Below are 15917 nucleotides of genomic sequence, written 5' to 3' on the forward strand. Positions count from 1 at the left end.
TCGATTGTTGTTACTTTTATTATAAAAGCGAATTGACTTCGCAAATATTGTTTGGGTTTGATACCAAGTATCAAACCGCCCTACACATATTTGGTTTGTCGAAACAATGTTCAGTTTTCAAAGGTCTACCATGTCGCGAATAACTAACTCCGTGACAACTTTTAAAGTATATCATGCTGTCAAAACACTGTCAACAACTTATTTAAACATTTTATTGAATAAATATCGGGATATCCATCCCCGGTTGAATAAATATTCTTAACAACGATTACTACTATATCAATAATTAAACTGACCGTCAAGCCTTTTTAACAATTAATCTAGCTGGTGTTTCTCACCGCTGCAACGGAATATTCATAATTTGACAACAGAAAATAGTTTACCAATAACAGCCACACTGGTCAACCCCTAAATGCATATTTAACAAAAAACGTTTCGTCGACTCCTCTTGAACCCCGCCACAATGGTTAAAACCACAAAAAAAGTTGCATTCAACCAGTAAGGGTTAAATGCAACTCATCATTCTATTTCAGTTCTGGTGCATCGGTCTTATAGTCCGAGACGGTGCTCTTACCATCATTCTTAGCTAGAACGCTGGTCTTCTCTTCCTTCTGTGCCTCCGCTAACTTTGCCATCGCTGGCGTGTACTTATAGGTAAAGGACGCCTTGTCCACCTTCTTAAAGTTCTTTGGTGAATAGAACCGTAACAGGTCCCCATAGATGACACGATCAGACAGAGAGAGTTCCGTCGTTACATGATTCTGCAGCTGATCTACTTCCTTCTTTTGTGCCGCCGTCAGTGTGAGGACCTCCCCCGTCTTCGTATCATAGACGGTTCCCCCCACCTTCATATACTTCGGCGAGACAAAGTTACCATTACGAAAGGCCACTGTCTGGTTTCGATTCTTAGCTAATAGATCCTGCCCAAATTGAACCGTATCCTGGTTCTTAACTCCTAAGAGGTCCAACAGTGTAGGCAAGACATCAATTTCACCCCCATAGGTATGATTGATGCCCCCCTTCAGACCAGTCGCATGAACCATGAATGGCACCTTCTGAAACTGTGTCAGATCATAACTGGTAATCTTGTCCTTACCCAGAAGTTGTGCGATAGCTGGTCGATGGTTATTGGAAATCCCATAGTGATCCCCATAGGCCACAATCACACTATTCTTATAAAGACCAACCTTCTTCAGATAGGTCAAGAACTCCGCAAACGATTGGTCGAGGTAATGTGCCGTCTGAACATATGGGTCCACCGTCTTATCCCCAGTTTTCGTCGCTGGAAAGTCCGTATTCTTCTTATCTAACTCGTATGGATAATGATTGGTCAATGTTATCATCTTGGCATAGAACGGTTGTGGTAACTGTTCAATGTACTTGGCTGATTGCTTAAAGAATATTTTGTCCTTTAGACCATAACCGACACTGTAGCCAGCCTTTTCTGTATAGGCACTGGAACTAAAGAAATACTGGTAGCCCCATGACTTATAGGTATTATCCCGGTTCCAGAAACTTGGCACATCCCCATGAAAGGCCGCGCTACTATAACCAGCTTCCTGGCTCAGGATCGCTGGTGCCGCCTGAAACGTGTTCTGTGTACCATAGGTCGTCATAGCCGACCCCTGTGGCAATCCAAACAGTGAGTTTTCAAGCATCATTTCAGCATCAGACGTCTTTCCTTGTGCAACCTGATTATAGAAGTTGTCAAAAGACAGTGTATTCTCGTTATGATAGAACTTGTTTAGAGTTGGGGTCACTTCTTTACCATCCACTTTGTAATCAATTAAGAATTGTTGGAAACTCTCCAAGTGAATAATAAAAACGTTCTTCCCCTTCTCCTTACCATAATAGGAGACATTGGGACTAACTCGGTTCTGTTTCAAGTACTTCAGAACACTCTTCATGTCCGACGCATTAGCACTAGCCCGTGTTGCACTTTCCTTCTGCGTCTGATAAGCATTAAATGCCGCATACTCGTTCAGACCTAGATACTTAACGATATAATTGTTATCAAAGGTCCGCGTCAATAGCCCGGATCGGTCTGCATTCGCCATTCCAAACTCTGCAAACATCAACCCAAATGACAATACCGTAATCGACAATGCATACCGCCGTTTGAATGGCCGTGGGTCGATTCGAATCACATGGGTGACCAATAAGATGATTAACACGATAATATCAACGTAAACGAAGAAATCATACAGGTGAGTGATCTGAGCTAGACTCTTACCCAGATTATTTCCAACATCACTTGAGCCTTTCATAATCCCAAACGACAGAAAATCAGAGAACTCTCTGTAATACACAACGTTGGCAAAAATCCAGGTAGATTCTAGCACGTCGATAATCAGCATTAGCCAGTAGGCTAATCTGCCCCGAAAATACAGGGCAATCCCGAATACCAACAGAGCGGCCGGTAGTGGGTTAATTAGTAGTAAAAACTGCTGCACACTGCCCTTAGCACCTAAGGTAAACTCAGTCTGATAGGCAATGTATGTTTTTACCCAAAATAAAACGACGATTAACAGGAAAAAGCCCATACGGGTGTTTAACCAATTCGTCTTCCGCTTAAAAAAATTCGCCATGAGACTGCCTCCACATAATAATTAACATCATTCAAGTATAGCTGATATCATCGGGTAATCAATCCGATTGCAGAACCTTTGGAAAAATTCAATCTTTTCCCGATATAATAAAAAAACAAAACTATGGCACCCATAGTTTTGTTAGTTATCCGTCAGTAAATCAAATAGTTCGATAGCCACCAAGTCGATGTTATCAAATTCAAAAGTCGTTTCCGGATTATGTTCGGTTAACGTGTAGGTGTGAGTAGCTTGGTTAAAGACAACCGTTGCCTGCTCAACGCCTTCCTTTTCAAAACGACGGGGCTGTGGCTCGTCGGTAGCATCCTCTTGCATCGCCTTTAAGCGATTGATGATGCCAATCAGTTGAGATTCTTCCATGATTGGTCCCCTTTCTAGCTTTCCACTAATGATTTTACCAAACTTGGGGCCATATGACACGCCCAAATCAAGAAAAACTCATTGATTTCATGAATCTGAGTCCTCAGTCACCCGATCTGGTCGAATGACCATCGCCACTAATCCAGCCAACATCCCAAAGTAGTACGTCAATAACCGCCAGAGAATCATGGCTAGCACCAGTTTACTGCTCGAAGAAATATAACTCCGGAAGATCATTTCAAAGCTATACTCCGCCCCACCGGCACCGCCGGGAATTGGAAAAAGTGAAATGACCATCACGATCAGAATGTGGAAACTCGTGACCATGACGATATTTGCCGATGTGTAACCAAGGGCTAACATAATGAAGTACGGAATCAAGTAATAAAAAGCCAGCTGGAAGAACGTGATTACAAAGACCCGTAGCATCAGCTTCCCTTTCCCACTAATTCGAACACTCTCGGCATAGAAGGAATCGATCTTACTATTGATATTATGTGACATCCGTTCGTAACGTTCTGGCTTCACAAACCACTTCACCGGGTAAAGGACGATGGTCACCATTTTCTTGGTAAAGTTATACCAGAACATGACCATCAATAACCCCACAATAACCGCCAGATGAATGCAGAACCCAAAGACTACCAGCCAGACCAAAGCATGGAGCTTATCCTGAATTTGGTTAAACCCAATCATCAAAGCAATTAAAAAATTAATGACAATCATAGATTGATAGACCACAAATTTCATTAATAGAACCGAACTCGCCTTCCCTGCATCGATCCCCGTTTGCATCAGGGCAATGAGTTGGGCGGGCTGACCGCCTGAAGAGAACGGCGTAATCCCATTAAAGAGTTGTTCCACCATGGGGATCCGTAAAGCATCCTTAAAGGTGAAACCGGTAATTCGATCGGAGATAAAGACTTTCACAATCCAGGCTTCTAGCCCCAGGTAGATGACCATACAGGCCACGGCTACCCCAAACCACCAAAAATTAATGTGAACAAAATCGTTCACGAGGACGGAAAATTTAATGTCCCGGAGTGAATAGGTGAAAATCGCAATTCCCACCAAAAACATAATCGTTAGAACCCACTTATTTCGACGGGACATGTCACGACCTCACTTTTGCTTGTTGCTGATAGAATTGCCGCCAGATCTCCGCCAAGTGGGCCTCAGAATAGCGCTCCGCGGCTGCCAAGCTTTGCTGGTGCCAGTGTTCCATGGCCGTTGGATTCTGAGATAAATCATGGAGCTGCTGATTCATCTCATCATAATTCTTGGCCGGTTGATAGTCACCAGCGATAATGGCCTGATACAGATCCAGATCACGCAATAATACTGGTGTCCCAGTACTAAAGGCTTCTAACACGGACATTGGAAAAAGTTCGTTAAACGACGGCAGTAAGAAAAGATCTGCCATATTGTAATAGTCCACCAGCTTGGCACGATCGACAATCCCTGGAAAGCTCAGATTGGCTGGTGGATCATCGACAACCTTCTTCAACGCAGCATAACCATCCGTCATCCGACCAAATGAAAAACCACCGGCCCAGATAAATTGAATATCTGGATTGTTTTTGGCCAATTTAATAAAGTCAAAGAGTCCCTTACGTTCCTGAATCTGGCCGATACCCAACACCGTAAAGCGCTTAGCATCATACTCGTACTTTTGGCGTAAAGCCACCTGCCGGGCATGATCCACTGGATAAAACTCCTTGCGGCTCACAAAGTTGGGAATGTAAGTCACCCGCTCAGCAGGAATTCCGTATGCCACTAACTTGGGAATAAAAGTCGGGTTGACCACAACAATGTGGTCCATCCGCTTATAGAACGCAATGACATATTTATAGAAAATTGACCGAAATGGCTGCGGAATCTTTAGACTCCCTTCAAGTGTCTCCGGCAAGAAATGAACGTAGCCAATTTTACGGCCGCGTCCAGGCAGAAATGTCGATAAATAGTAGGTCGGGTTAATCGTGTGGTAATGCGTGACGTCGACCCGACTGTATTTGTTAACCGTAACCTGAAACTCATCGTGCAGTCGCGTCTTTAACAAATTCATTAATTCATTGTAAGCACTCCCTACACCCTGACCCTTCACAGAATCAGCTGTGGAGAACATATTAATTTTAAGCATCAAATAACTCCCTTAATCAATCACTAAAATCCGGCGTATCCTCATGCGCCTCTTCGTAACTGGCCTGGGCGTCCTGATAAAAGGAAATAACCCGTTGACCAAAAGTATCGGCGGAGATTTCTGCCAACTTGCGTGCAAGCAGTTCTGGATTCTGTTCTTCATCCCCGTGACGCAAGTAATCCACCACGTTCGCCACCAACTGATCTTCCGTCGAGAAGGTCACACCAAGCGCCCTGTCCGACAACAAGTCATCCGTATAGGGACTGGTCATGACCACGATCTTGGTTCCGGCAGCCATGGCTTCAATATAGGTCAGCCCTTGCGACTCTGAATCGGAAGACGAAAGGAAGACATTAGCCATGTGGTAATAGTGGAATACTTCGTCGTTATCAATCTCACCGGTAAAGGTAATGTGGTCCATCAACCCAGCATCCTGAGCTTGTTGTTCCAAATCCGCCTTAGCCGGGCCATCCCCAACAATCAGCAGCTGTGCCTCGGGCACTTGTGCTAAAATCCGAGGCATAGCCGCAATGCTAGCCTTGATATTCTTTTCGTAGGCCAAACGACTCAACGACAAAATCACTGGCGTATCGGGTTCATAACCCCATTGGCGTCGCAGGTTTTCCGTGTCTGGTTGCTCATATTGATGAAGGTTTACCCCAGTTGGAATAATTCGAATTGGGGTTTTAACCCCATAATCGGTTAAGGTACTCAACACTCGGTCACTAGGAGCAACCACACCAGTCAAATGGTAGCAAAAGGCCAGTGTCGCCTGCTTCACATGCACCGGTTTTAAAATCTTACCATTAGCGACGTAGTGCAGATAATCCTCATACATGGTGTGATAGGTATGTAAACAGGGAATTTCCAGGTTCCGCGCCACGAACTTTCCGATCCACCCCATCGAGAATTCCGTCTGTGTATGCACAATGTCCAAGTTCAGTTCCTTGGCAATTTGATAGGCTTGGAACAGCCCGCGCACCGCGATCCGTCTGTCCGTAAACGAAACAAACGGAATGCTTGAAAACCGAAAGACATTTCGTTCATAAACATTCCGTTCAACGTGTGGGTCGGTCGTGGTAAAGATGTACACTTGATGGCCCTGTTTTTCTAGTTGATCACGCAGCGTCTTGATCGACGTTGCCACCCCACTCACTTGAGGGAAATAGGTATCTGTAAATAAGCCAATATTCATCGCCAATCCCCCTTGCGTCTGTGTTTGGCTAAACCTTTTCTAACAGCACTAAATACAATCATCACAATTATATGGGTTTGGCTAAGGGATTGCAAACCTCAGCCCCAATCGCAAACAAAATTAAAGAGACGGCAACCAAAGCCTTTATGGCTGGTCCCGTCTCCTTGTGGTTTTTCAACTTAAAGCCTTATCCCAGAATGTCCGGCACGGCGGCCTGAACCATCGTGACGACCTCCTGGCTGGTACTTGCTGAATTAACCGCGGTCTCAGCCAATGAGGTAAGTTCGTGGGCATCCAACTGACTAATGAGCTCCCGCGTTTTCAAGATGGCATTAGGTGCCATTGAGAACTCATCTAAGCCCATCCCCAGCAGTAGCGGTACTGCAATAGGGTCGCCAGCCATCTCGCCACACATTGCAATCGGGATTCCCGCAGCGTGAGCCGCCGAAATAACCCGATCGACTAACCGCAAAACAGCCGGATGGTAAGGCTGATACAAGTACGCCACATCCTGATTGGTGCGGTCGGCAGCCAAGGTGTACCCGATGAGGTCATTGGTGCCAATACTCATGAAGTCTACCTCGGCGGCAAAGCGGTCGGCCAACAGGGCTGCGGCAGGTACTTCCACCATCATGCCTACTTCGATCTTGTCCATGGCGACCCGTGCCGTAGTGAGTTTAGCCCGTTCATCGGCATAAATAGCCTTGGCCTGGCGTAGCTCATCCAACGTTGTAATCATTGGAAACATGATCCGCAACTTACCGTAAGCCGAGGCCCGAATCAATGCTCGTAATTGGCTACGAAACACCTGCTGGTGAGCCAGACTCTGACGAATGGCGCGAGACCCCATAAAGGGATTGGCCTCATCCTGAGCAGGACGATAAGGTAATGGCTTATCCCCACCAACATCTAGAGTCCGAATGACTACTGGTCGCGGTGCCATGGTCGTTAAAATTCGCCGATAAATCGTAAACTGCTCATCTTCAGAAGGTAAGTGGTGGGCATCGAGGTACATAAATTCAGTCCGTAATAGGCCGACCGCCTCCGCCCCACCAGCTTCAACACGTGGCAGATCGGCAACCGTTCCCATATTAGCTGCAAGGGTGACCCCAACACCATCCCTGGAGACCGTGCCGCGATGACGAATACTAGCCAAACGTTCTTGATTCTGTTGGCGTTCAGCCATCTCTTGTTGCGCCGTTGCAACCGCTTCGTCGTCTGGTGCCACCACAACGTTGCCCTGTGACCCGTTAACGATGACCATGTCACCATTGACAAGTTGCTGCGTGGCAACCTGAGTACCCACAACCGCTGGCAGATTCAATGAACGGGCCAATATCGACGAATGTGAGGTTCGGCCACCGGTATCGGTGATGAACCCCAAGACCTGTTGCGGATTGACCGCAATCGTTTCACTGGCTACTAAATCATGCGCCACAACCACCACTGGATCAGTCACAAGCGCGAGATCGGGTAAGTCCACGCCAAGCAACTTGGCAGTCACCCGCTTGGTCACCGCCCGGTACGTAGCCAGTCGTTGTTGCAGGTACGGATTATTCTGGAGACTCGTCAGCCGTTGTTCAGCATCGTGGGTCACCGAAAGCAACGCAGCCTCGGCATTGATCCGTTTTTCCTGGATAAGTGCCGTGACTGGATCGACCAGTTCGGCATCCCTAACCATGGCCATTTGCGCAATAAAAACCTGGGCACGATCCGCACCCAGGTTTTTATTTACACGAGTTTTTATCGTCTCAATATCCGAGGCAGCTGCTACAAGGGCCTGATGGAATCGCTCTATCTCTTTATCAAGATTTTGAATCGACCGCTGATGAATCTCGAGTTGCGGGTCAACCAGCCGAAAGACTCGGCCACAGGTCAGCCCATCACTCGCAGCAATCCCCTTGAGCATCGTCTTCATTATTTAGATAAACCCTCTTTTACCATGGTATCTGCAACAGCCTTCATTGCGTCGGCTTCGTCATCACCATCGGTAGTGATCGTAATGTCAGCGTTTTGGCCGACACCCAATGACATAACACCCATGATAGACTTCAAGTTAACGGACTTGTCTTGGTACTGCAAGCTAACCTCTGAGGTGTACTTGCTAGCTGCCTGAACTAATAAGGTTGCAGGACGGGCATGGATACCAGTTTCAGATGTGACATGAAATTCGCGTTTTTCCATAATTGATCGATCTCCTTTAAGCTTAGGTTGACTTCTTATTGACGATGGCTCGTCTTGACCTTGCGCAGTGGTCAAACAACCATTGAACGAGTCATGCCTACCTACTAAGAATATCAATCTAGCCACTAAATTACAAGTTGTTAGTGAACCGCTTACATAAAAAATTCGTCATTCGCCGCTATTTCCGGCGTCGTGGTCATAATGATAGACGAGTTTTCCGTCTTTATGGGCCTGGCCCACCACCCGTTTCCGAGTATCAAAAGCCATGAAAGCTTTCTGAAAGGCTGGGAAGCTTGCCGGCGTTACGTCAAACTGGTCAATCTTACCATCTTTGAGTTGATTCAATAAATCCGTAAAATCTTCTGCCATATTGCCACCCCCACTTCGTTGTTTCCTATATATTCTACGGTGCAATATCGTCCACGTCAAAAGAAATTTTCAATTTTCGAGACTGATTTTAGCATTCTATGAGAGAGAGTGCTAAAATAAAAGGCGTTCGTGAGGTAATCCCTCGTGCTACGCGGTTATTGGGCGAAGCAAAATACTTGCACCCCCTAATTAACGCGGTATAATGTGTTCAATGGTCAGTAAAGGTCAAAGAACTTTAACTGACCCCGTGGGACCTCCCACGAGAACTCCAGGCAAGAAAGGAGACGACAAGATGCTATGTCAAAATTGCCACCGCAATGAAGCAACAATTCACCTTTACATGAGTGTAAATGGGCAGCGGCAACAAGTTGATCTATGCCAAAATTGTTACCAGCTGCTGAAACAGCAACAATCAAACGATTCTGGAAATGGAGGTGGCCGTATGGCACAAGATCCATTCGGCTTTGGTAACCTGGATGATATTTTCCGGGCCATGCAAGGCGGTAACGGCAACGGTAACTCTTCAGATTACCGTCAAGCTTCCGGTCAAGGTAACCGGCCAACCCAGCCATCAGGCAACCAGGGCTCTGGCAATGGCCTACTCAATCAGTATGGTCTGAACCTCACGCAACTGGCAAAAGATGGTAAGGTTGACCCCGTCATTGGTCGGGACAAGGAAACGGCTCAAGTCATCGAAATTCTGAACCGGCGGACCAAGAATAACCCCGTACTCATCGGGGAAGCCGGTGTTGGGAAGACGGCCGTCGTTGAAGGCCTTGCGGAACGAATTGTCGAAGGCAACGTTCCTCAAAAGCTCGCCAACAAACAAATTATCCGTTTAGACGTCGTGTCTCTGGTTCAAGGAACCGGGATTCGAGGTCAATTCGAACAACGGATGCAGCAATTAATGAAAGAGGTTCAGTCCAATCCGGACATTATCCTTTTCATCGATGAAATTCACGAAATCATGGGTGCTGGAAATGCCGAAGGTGGTATGGATGCTGGGAATGTTTTGAAGCCCGCCCTCGCCCGTGGCGACTTCCAATTGATCGGGGCAACCACGTTAAGTGAGTACCGTGATATTGAAAAAGACCAAGCGTTAGCTCGGCGGTTCCAACCCGTTACGGTGGACGAACCTAGTGCCGATGAGGCTGTGAAAATTCTTAAAGGTATTCAAAAGAAGTATGAAGACTACCACCATGTTCATTACACGGACGACGCGATTGAAGCCGCCGTTCGATTGTCAGATCGGTACATCCAAGACCGTTTCTTACCTGACAAGGCCATTGACCTGCTAGATGAGGCTGGTTCTCGGAAGAATCTGACCATTAACGTGGCGGACCCTAAGGCGATTGATGAAAAGATCAAGTCCGCTGAAGGACAGAAACAAGATGCCTTGAAACAAGAAGACTACGAAAAGGCAGCCTACTACCGCGACCAAGTGACCAAGTTAGAGAAGTCCAAAGAATCGGCAACAACTGCCGATTCAAATACTTCGGTTGAAGTCACGGTCAAGGACATGCAAGACATCGTGGAAGAAAAGACCAACATCCCAGTCGGTGAACTCCAAGCTAAGGAACAGCATCAACTCAAGAGCTTGGGAACTGACCTTGAGAAGCACGTCATCGGTCAAGATGAAGCAGTCGACAAGGTAGCTCGAGCAATCCGGCGTAACCGGATTGGATTAAACGGAACTGGACGACCAATTGGTTCGTTTCTCTTTGTGGGTCCTACCGGTGTTGGGAAGACTGAATTAGCCAAACAATTGGCCAATGAACTCTTCGGATCGACGGATGCGATGGTTCGATTCGACATGTCTGAGTACATGGAACCACATTCCATTTCTAAGTTAATCGGGTCCCCACCTGGCTATGTTGGGTACGAGGAAGCTGGTCAATTAACGGAACAGGTTCGTCGTCACCCTTACACGTTGATTCTGCTGGATGAAATTGAAAAGGCACACCCCGACGTTATGAATATGTTCTTACAAATTCTTGATGACGGCCGCCTGACCGATTCTCAAGGCCGAACCGTCTCCTTCAAGGACACACTAATCATCATGACCAGTAATGCTGGAACCGGGGATGCTGAAGCCAATGTCGGTTTTGGTGCCGCAGCTAATGGGACAACCCACTCTGTCTTGGGAAATCTGACCAATTACTTCAAGCCAGAATTTCTCAACCGTTTCGACGATATTATTGAATTCAACTCTCTGAGCAAGGATAACTTGATGCAGATTGTTGATCTCATGATTGGTGACGTCAATAAGATGTTGGCTGGTCAAGGCCTCCACATCCATGTGACGAAGCCCGTCGAAGAACAATTGGTTAAGAAGGGCTACAATCCTGCTATGGGTGCTCGGCCATTGCGTCGAGTCATTCAAGAAGAGATTGAAGACCGGATCGCCGACTTCTATCTGGACCACGCGGATGTTAAGAATCTCGTGGCGCGGATCGAAGACGACAAGATTACGTTGGCTGCTGACAATGATGCAGAATCAGCGTCTTCAACCGACTCATCGACCAATAAAGCTTAACGGTTAAATTCGAGAGACTCACGACGAGATCGTGAGTCTCTCTTTTTGTTGTCACAGTTTGTAACCTGTTACAATTTCAGTTAATAGGGAGTCAGTAAAAATGGTATACTAGGTTTTAAAGGAAACTTCTGGAGGTGACTTGGCATGGCATTTTTTGACTGGATTAAACGACTCATCGAACCCAAACCCCGACGGCGACAACCGCAACCGGTATCGCCCACTCGACGTCTGCCTTCGGTGCCAACGACGCACGTTGAACCAGCCATCACACCAAACCAGCCTCCCGTTGCCCCTCGTCCACCAAAACCACAAGTGCAGGCGCACCCTGCACCATTGGGTCCTTCAGCAACACTGGTGGTTCGCTTAGTCGACGAACACGATCGCCCTTTACAGCCGGCACTTGTGTTGACAGGTCACCAGGGTGAGCACATTCATTACCATTTTCCTGAAATCTCGGGTTATGCCCTTTTACGTATCACCGGCTTCACTCAGGACTTTATCAGTGACTATGGTCTCACGACCGCCATCTATCGCCGCCGACTTGGTCAACCTATTATTGCCTACTTAGTCGACTTTGACTCTGGTCGCTTACTGGAATTGCCACAGATCCATCGTGGTGGCTTAGCAACGACCTACACTTTAACACCGCCGAACATCTCCGGTTACCATATTTTTCAAGCCCAAGGACCGCAACGCGGTCAATTCACTGACACTCCTGTCATGGTCGTTTATTATTACCGCCGAAATGCCTGGCAAATGGTTCAACGTGTCCACCAGTATGTCTTTCTGCAGGCCGACCATCAGATATATGATGAACCAGCTGGCCTGACCTATAACTACCAGTTCCCTGCTGACTCACTGTGGCGACTTTTCATGGTCGTCACGCTGACCAACGGTGATGTCTGGTATAATCTGGGGGGAAATCAGTGGTTGTCAGCTCTGCAGACCGTTCGACGCGACCATCAATACGCCCAACCGGCCTTGCCGCCGGTCTCTCGCTGGCAACCAGAACCATTTGACCGGATGGGAACGGTTGATTATGTTCCCGGATCGGCCGTGTCCATCTATCGTGAACCCTATGGTGAAACGGCTGGCCAAGTGGACCATGGCGATTCCCTCGATGTCCGAGGACGCATCGTCGATGACCAACAATTGGTCTGGTATCAGATTGGGCCGGAAGCCTACATCAATGCTCGTTACGTCCGACTGACACCGATTGCCACGCTTTAATTAACAGCACTTAAGTTAACTCCGTAAAATCTCGACGATTCTACGGAGTTTTTTCATAAAAAGATATCTTCAGTCAAAAACAGGCGGCCGACAAATGTCAGGCCGCCTGTTTCGTCATGTATGTTGTGAGTTTATAAGTTCTTATCCATGTTAAATGTCAAACGAGAGAGCGTCAGGCCCTTCTCGATGAGGTCATTGGTAAATCTCGTGGTCGTTGCGCGCATAATCTCGGTCACACGATGGTTTTGTGTTGTCAGGTAGGCCGTTAAGTCGTCCCCTTGGAAGTTTTGTGCGCCCTTCAAAGCTTTAGCTACGTGTGTCCGCAAGGTTTCCTTAGCGGCCGTCACATAGTCTGTATCCTGTTCAATGAAGTCGACGTAGTGGGATTCCACAATCATCGATAGCTTCCGATACATCCAGTAGGCACTCACATCATCCAAATGGACCGGTGTTAAGCTGTAAGAAGGATCGGTATCGGTTGCATTCGCAAAGAAAGGCACATAAGGACTGAAGGCTGGAACACCGAAACAAACCCACATGATAGCCGAGCTTTCCTTGGGCACATCGTTACGTAATTGTAGGACGTGAGAGTTCTGTGTTCTGTTCATCGAGATCGGTCGGAACTTCAACCGATCAGCTTCATCTCCAGGGCCCAGTGGGTCATACTTGGTCTCATTGTAGTGAGAACTCAGAATGTATTCGACATCTTCCACACTGATCTTGTGACTCGTCCGGCAAATGAATGGCAATTCACTAGATTGGGGATCCTGAATAATCTCAGGATTCAGGCAACGCTGACCATACCATACTCGTGGCGTGTTATAATGCCGGTCTTTTTCAGTGCTCGTGCCAAAGATGTGACGGAAATTCCAACCATTCTGATCGGGATTCAAGTGATTTGCTGTAACAAATTCCTGAATACCTTCGGAGAACATAAAGTTATCGGGATCATTGAAAGCCACCTGTTGAATGGCAACTTGGTTAGCGGCAATGGCATAAGCATCATCCGGAATCCGTTGGGCCACCCAGTGATGTCCCGTCACAATTTCCATGTACCATACCTCATCGTTATCGGAGAACAGCACACCGTTACCTTCTGGAGATCCATACTGCTTGATCAGCTTACCCAAATAGCGAACGCCATCACGAGCTGAGTTAATGTAAGGCAGAACCAAGGTCTGCAAAGAATCTTCTGCTAATCCATTTGCAACCAAAGGATCAAAAGCCAAGGCCTGTGGGTTCCCATAAACACTCTCGGTCGCACTCATGGCCACATTTTGATCGTTAATCCCACTCTCGGCATATTCCCCTGTCTTATCAGTTTCCACATTAGGTGTCGCTAGATAACGGTACCCGTCATGAGGAATTGGGGCCGTAAACCCATTTTGGTTTGAGACCCAAGTCCGATCCGGCTGATCATGCTCCGCCGGGTGAACATAGAAGCGTTGTGGGGTCAACGCTAAGAAGGTGTCATCATTTCTAGCAATCATCGTTGATCCATCAACCGTTGCTTTTTTTCCAACCAGCACCGTCGTGCAGGCCGTCAAATGCTTTGCTGCTTTCATTCAAACTCCACTCCTTATGTTTAAAATCGTCCGACCATGACGGCTCTTAAAAATGAACACGTCAAAGTCTATAGCCCATAGTTTAACGCTTTTAGGTGGTCAACACTAGATATCACTGGATTTCATCAAAAATGAAGCTGTTACACAATTCAAAAAGTGTTGACATTTCAAAAACATTGTCTAGAATATAGTTGTAACCAATATTTTTTTGAAACTGTTTGTGAAATGTTTTTCAAACTAATTTACCACACTTTTTGGGAGGCCCTATTCATGAAAGTTACCGTCGTTGGATGTACCCATGCCGGAACATTTGCCATTAAACAAATCTTAGCTGAGAACCCCGAAGCGGACGTCACCGTCTACGAGAGAAATGATGTCATTTCTTTTCTTTCCTGTGGTATCGCCCTGTATTTAGGTGGAAAGGTTGCCGATCCTCAAGGCCTCTTTTACTCAAGCCCAGAGGAATTAACCAGACTCGGCGCTAACGTACAAATGAGCCACAACGTCCTAAACATCGACCCAGATATGAAAACGGTTACGGTTGAAAATATGACCACTCATGAACAAACAACGAATACCTATGACAAACTTGTCATGACCTCTGGATCATGGCCCATTGTTCCAAACATTCCTGGGATTAACAGTCCACAGGTTAAGCTGTGCAAAAACTGGGCCCACGCTCAAGCTCTAATTGAAGACGCTAAAACAGCCAAGCATATCACAGTTATCGGCGCTGGTTACATTGGCGCAGAACTCGCCGAGGCCTATTCCACAACTGGGCATGAAGTGACCTTAATTGATGCTATGGATCGGGTGATGCCTAAATACTTTGATTCGGAATTTACAGACGTCATCGAACAGGACTATCGCGATAACCACGTTCAGCTTGCCCTAGGTGAAACCGTCCAGAGCTTCACGACACAAAATGGCCACCTAACTATTCAAACCGACAAAAAGACCTACCAGACTGACCTGGCAATCATGTGTATTGGCTTTCGGCCAAATACCGACCTCCTCAAGGGTAAGGTCGATATGGCTGCCAATGGCGCCATCATTACCGATGACTACATGCGCTCATCCAATCCCGACATCTTTGCCGCTGGTGACAGTGCTGCCGTTCACTACAACCCCACTCACCAGAACGCCTATATTCCATTAGCAACTAATGCCGTTCGTCAAGGAATCCTAGTGGGCAAGAATCTTATCAAACCAACGGTTAAATATATGGGAACTCAGTCCTCATCTGGCTTAGTTCTCTATGGCCGGACTATTGTCTCGACCGGGTTAACGCTCGCTTCCGCTAAACAACAGGGTGTCGCTGCTGAACAGGTTATCGTCAAAGATAACTACCGGCCAGAGTTCATGCCAACGACTGAACCCGTACTGATGTCTTTGGTCTACGATCCGGAAAGTCGGCGGATCTTAGGTGGTACGCTGATGAGTAAGTATGACGTCTCACAATCCGCCAATACTCTCTCGGTCTGTATCCAAAATGAAAATACAATTGATGACCTGGCCATGGTTGATATGCTTTTCCAGCCAAACTTTGACCGACCATTCAACTACTTAAATATCCTAGCGCAAGCCGCACAGGCACAAGCTGAAAAATTTACACCTGCAGAATAGACGCATCACGTCATGCAAAAGGTCCTACCAACACGGGTTAACCCGTGTTGGTAGGACCTTTTTGTCATCAGCTTAAGTTTGCTGATGACAGCCGTTTTTATCGTTC

12 protein-coding genes are annotated in these 15917 nt (G+C 46.8%); 3 read left to right on the plus strand and 9 right to left on the minus strand.

All coding sequences use genetic code 11. The features are described from left to right. Positions 1-524: 524 nt before the first annotated feature. The 8 genes from EKM71_RS05385 to EKM71_RS05420 all read right to left on the minus strand — a co-directional run bounded on the left by EKM71_RS05385 (position 525) and on the right by EKM71_RS05420 (position 8854). Positions 525-2588 (minus strand): LTA synthase family protein, encoded by a 2064-nt coding sequence (locus EKM71_RS05385; protein ID WP_125573637.1) that lies wholly within the window; start codon positions 2586-2588, stop codon positions 525-527. A gap of 141 nt (positions 2589-2729) precedes the next feature. Then, positions 2730-2966, minus strand: coding sequence for a YkuJ family protein (locus EKM71_RS05390; RefSeq protein WP_020089680.1), 237 nt, complete (start codon positions 2964-2966; stop codon positions 2730-2732). An 87-nt stretch (positions 2967-3053) separates the two neighbouring features. Beyond that, entirely contained in the window at positions 3054-4079 is a 1026-nt protein-coding gene (locus EKM71_RS05395; RefSeq protein ID WP_125573638.1) for a lysylphosphatidylglycerol synthase transmembrane domain-containing protein, read from the minus strand. Position 4080: 1 nt separating this feature from the next. Continuing rightward, entirely contained in the window at positions 4081-5106 is a 1026-nt protein-coding gene (locus tag EKM71_RS05400; protein WP_125573639.1) for a glycosyltransferase family 4 protein, read from the minus strand. A 16-nt stretch (positions 5107-5122) separates the two neighbouring features. Then, positions 5123-6301: a glycosyltransferase family 4 protein gene (locus EKM71_RS05405; protein WP_125573640.1), complete on the minus strand. Its 1179-nt coding sequence runs from the start codon at positions 6299-6301 to the stop codon at positions 5123-5125. Between the two features lie 187 nt (positions 6302-6488). Beyond that, positions 6489-8219 (minus strand): phosphoenolpyruvate--protein phosphotransferase, encoded by a 1731-nt coding sequence (ptsP, locus tag EKM71_RS05410; protein ID WP_125573641.1) that lies wholly within the window; start codon positions 8217-8219, stop codon positions 6489-6491. Next, positions 8219-8485 carry a phosphocarrier protein HPr gene (locus tag EKM71_RS05415; RefSeq protein WP_057879076.1) on the minus strand — a complete coding sequence of 89 codons (267 nt, stop codon included), beginning with the start codon at positions 8483-8485 and terminating at the stop codon, positions 8219-8221. Before EKM71_RS05415 ends, ptsP begins: the two co-directional genes overlap by 1 nt. A 168-nt stretch (positions 8486-8653) precedes the next feature. Beyond that, the gene (locus EKM71_RS05420) at positions 8654-8854 is read right to left on the minus strand and encodes a hypothetical protein (RefSeq protein WP_125573642.1); all 201 of its coding nucleotides are present in this window, start codon (positions 8852-8854) and stop codon (positions 8654-8656) included. A 292-nt stretch (positions 8855-9146) separates the two neighbouring features. Here EKM71_RS05420 and EKM71_RS05425 point away from each other — a divergent pair, with 292 nt between their 5' ends. Both EKM71_RS05425 and EKM71_RS05430 read left to right on the plus strand, forming a co-directional pair. Then, positions 9147-11390, plus strand: a complete 2244-nt coding sequence (locus EKM71_RS05425) for an ATP-dependent Clp protease ATP-binding subunit (RefSeq protein WP_125573643.1) — start codon at positions 9147-9149, stop codon at positions 11388-11390. Positions 11391-11534: 144 nt separating this feature from the next. Then, the gene (locus tag EKM71_RS05430) at positions 11535-12620 is read left to right on the plus strand and encodes a MucBP domain-containing protein (protein ID WP_125573644.1); all 1086 of its coding nucleotides are present in this window, start codon (positions 11535-11537) and stop codon (positions 12618-12620) included. A 131-nt stretch (positions 12621-12751) separates the two neighbouring features. Here EKM71_RS05430 and EKM71_RS05435 read toward each other — a convergent pair whose 3' ends face one another. Further along, positions 12752-14185, minus strand: a complete 1434-nt coding sequence (locus EKM71_RS05435; protein WP_125573645.1) for a C69 family dipeptidase — start codon at positions 14183-14185, stop codon at positions 12752-12754. 270 nt (positions 14186-14455) lie between these two features. On the opposite strand from EKM71_RS05435, the gene EKM71_RS05440 reads away from it, so the two are divergent. Further along, on the plus strand, positions 14456-15811 hold the full coding sequence (locus EKM71_RS05440; protein WP_125573646.1) for an FAD-dependent oxidoreductase: 1356 nt from the start codon (positions 14456-14458) through the stop codon (positions 15809-15811). Positions 15812-15917 lie beyond the last annotated feature (106 nt).

It is taken from the genome of Levilactobacillus huananensis, assembly GCF_003946145.1.
GTDB lineage: Bacteria > Bacillota > Bacilli > Lactobacillales > Lactobacillaceae > Levilactobacillus > Levilactobacillus huananensis.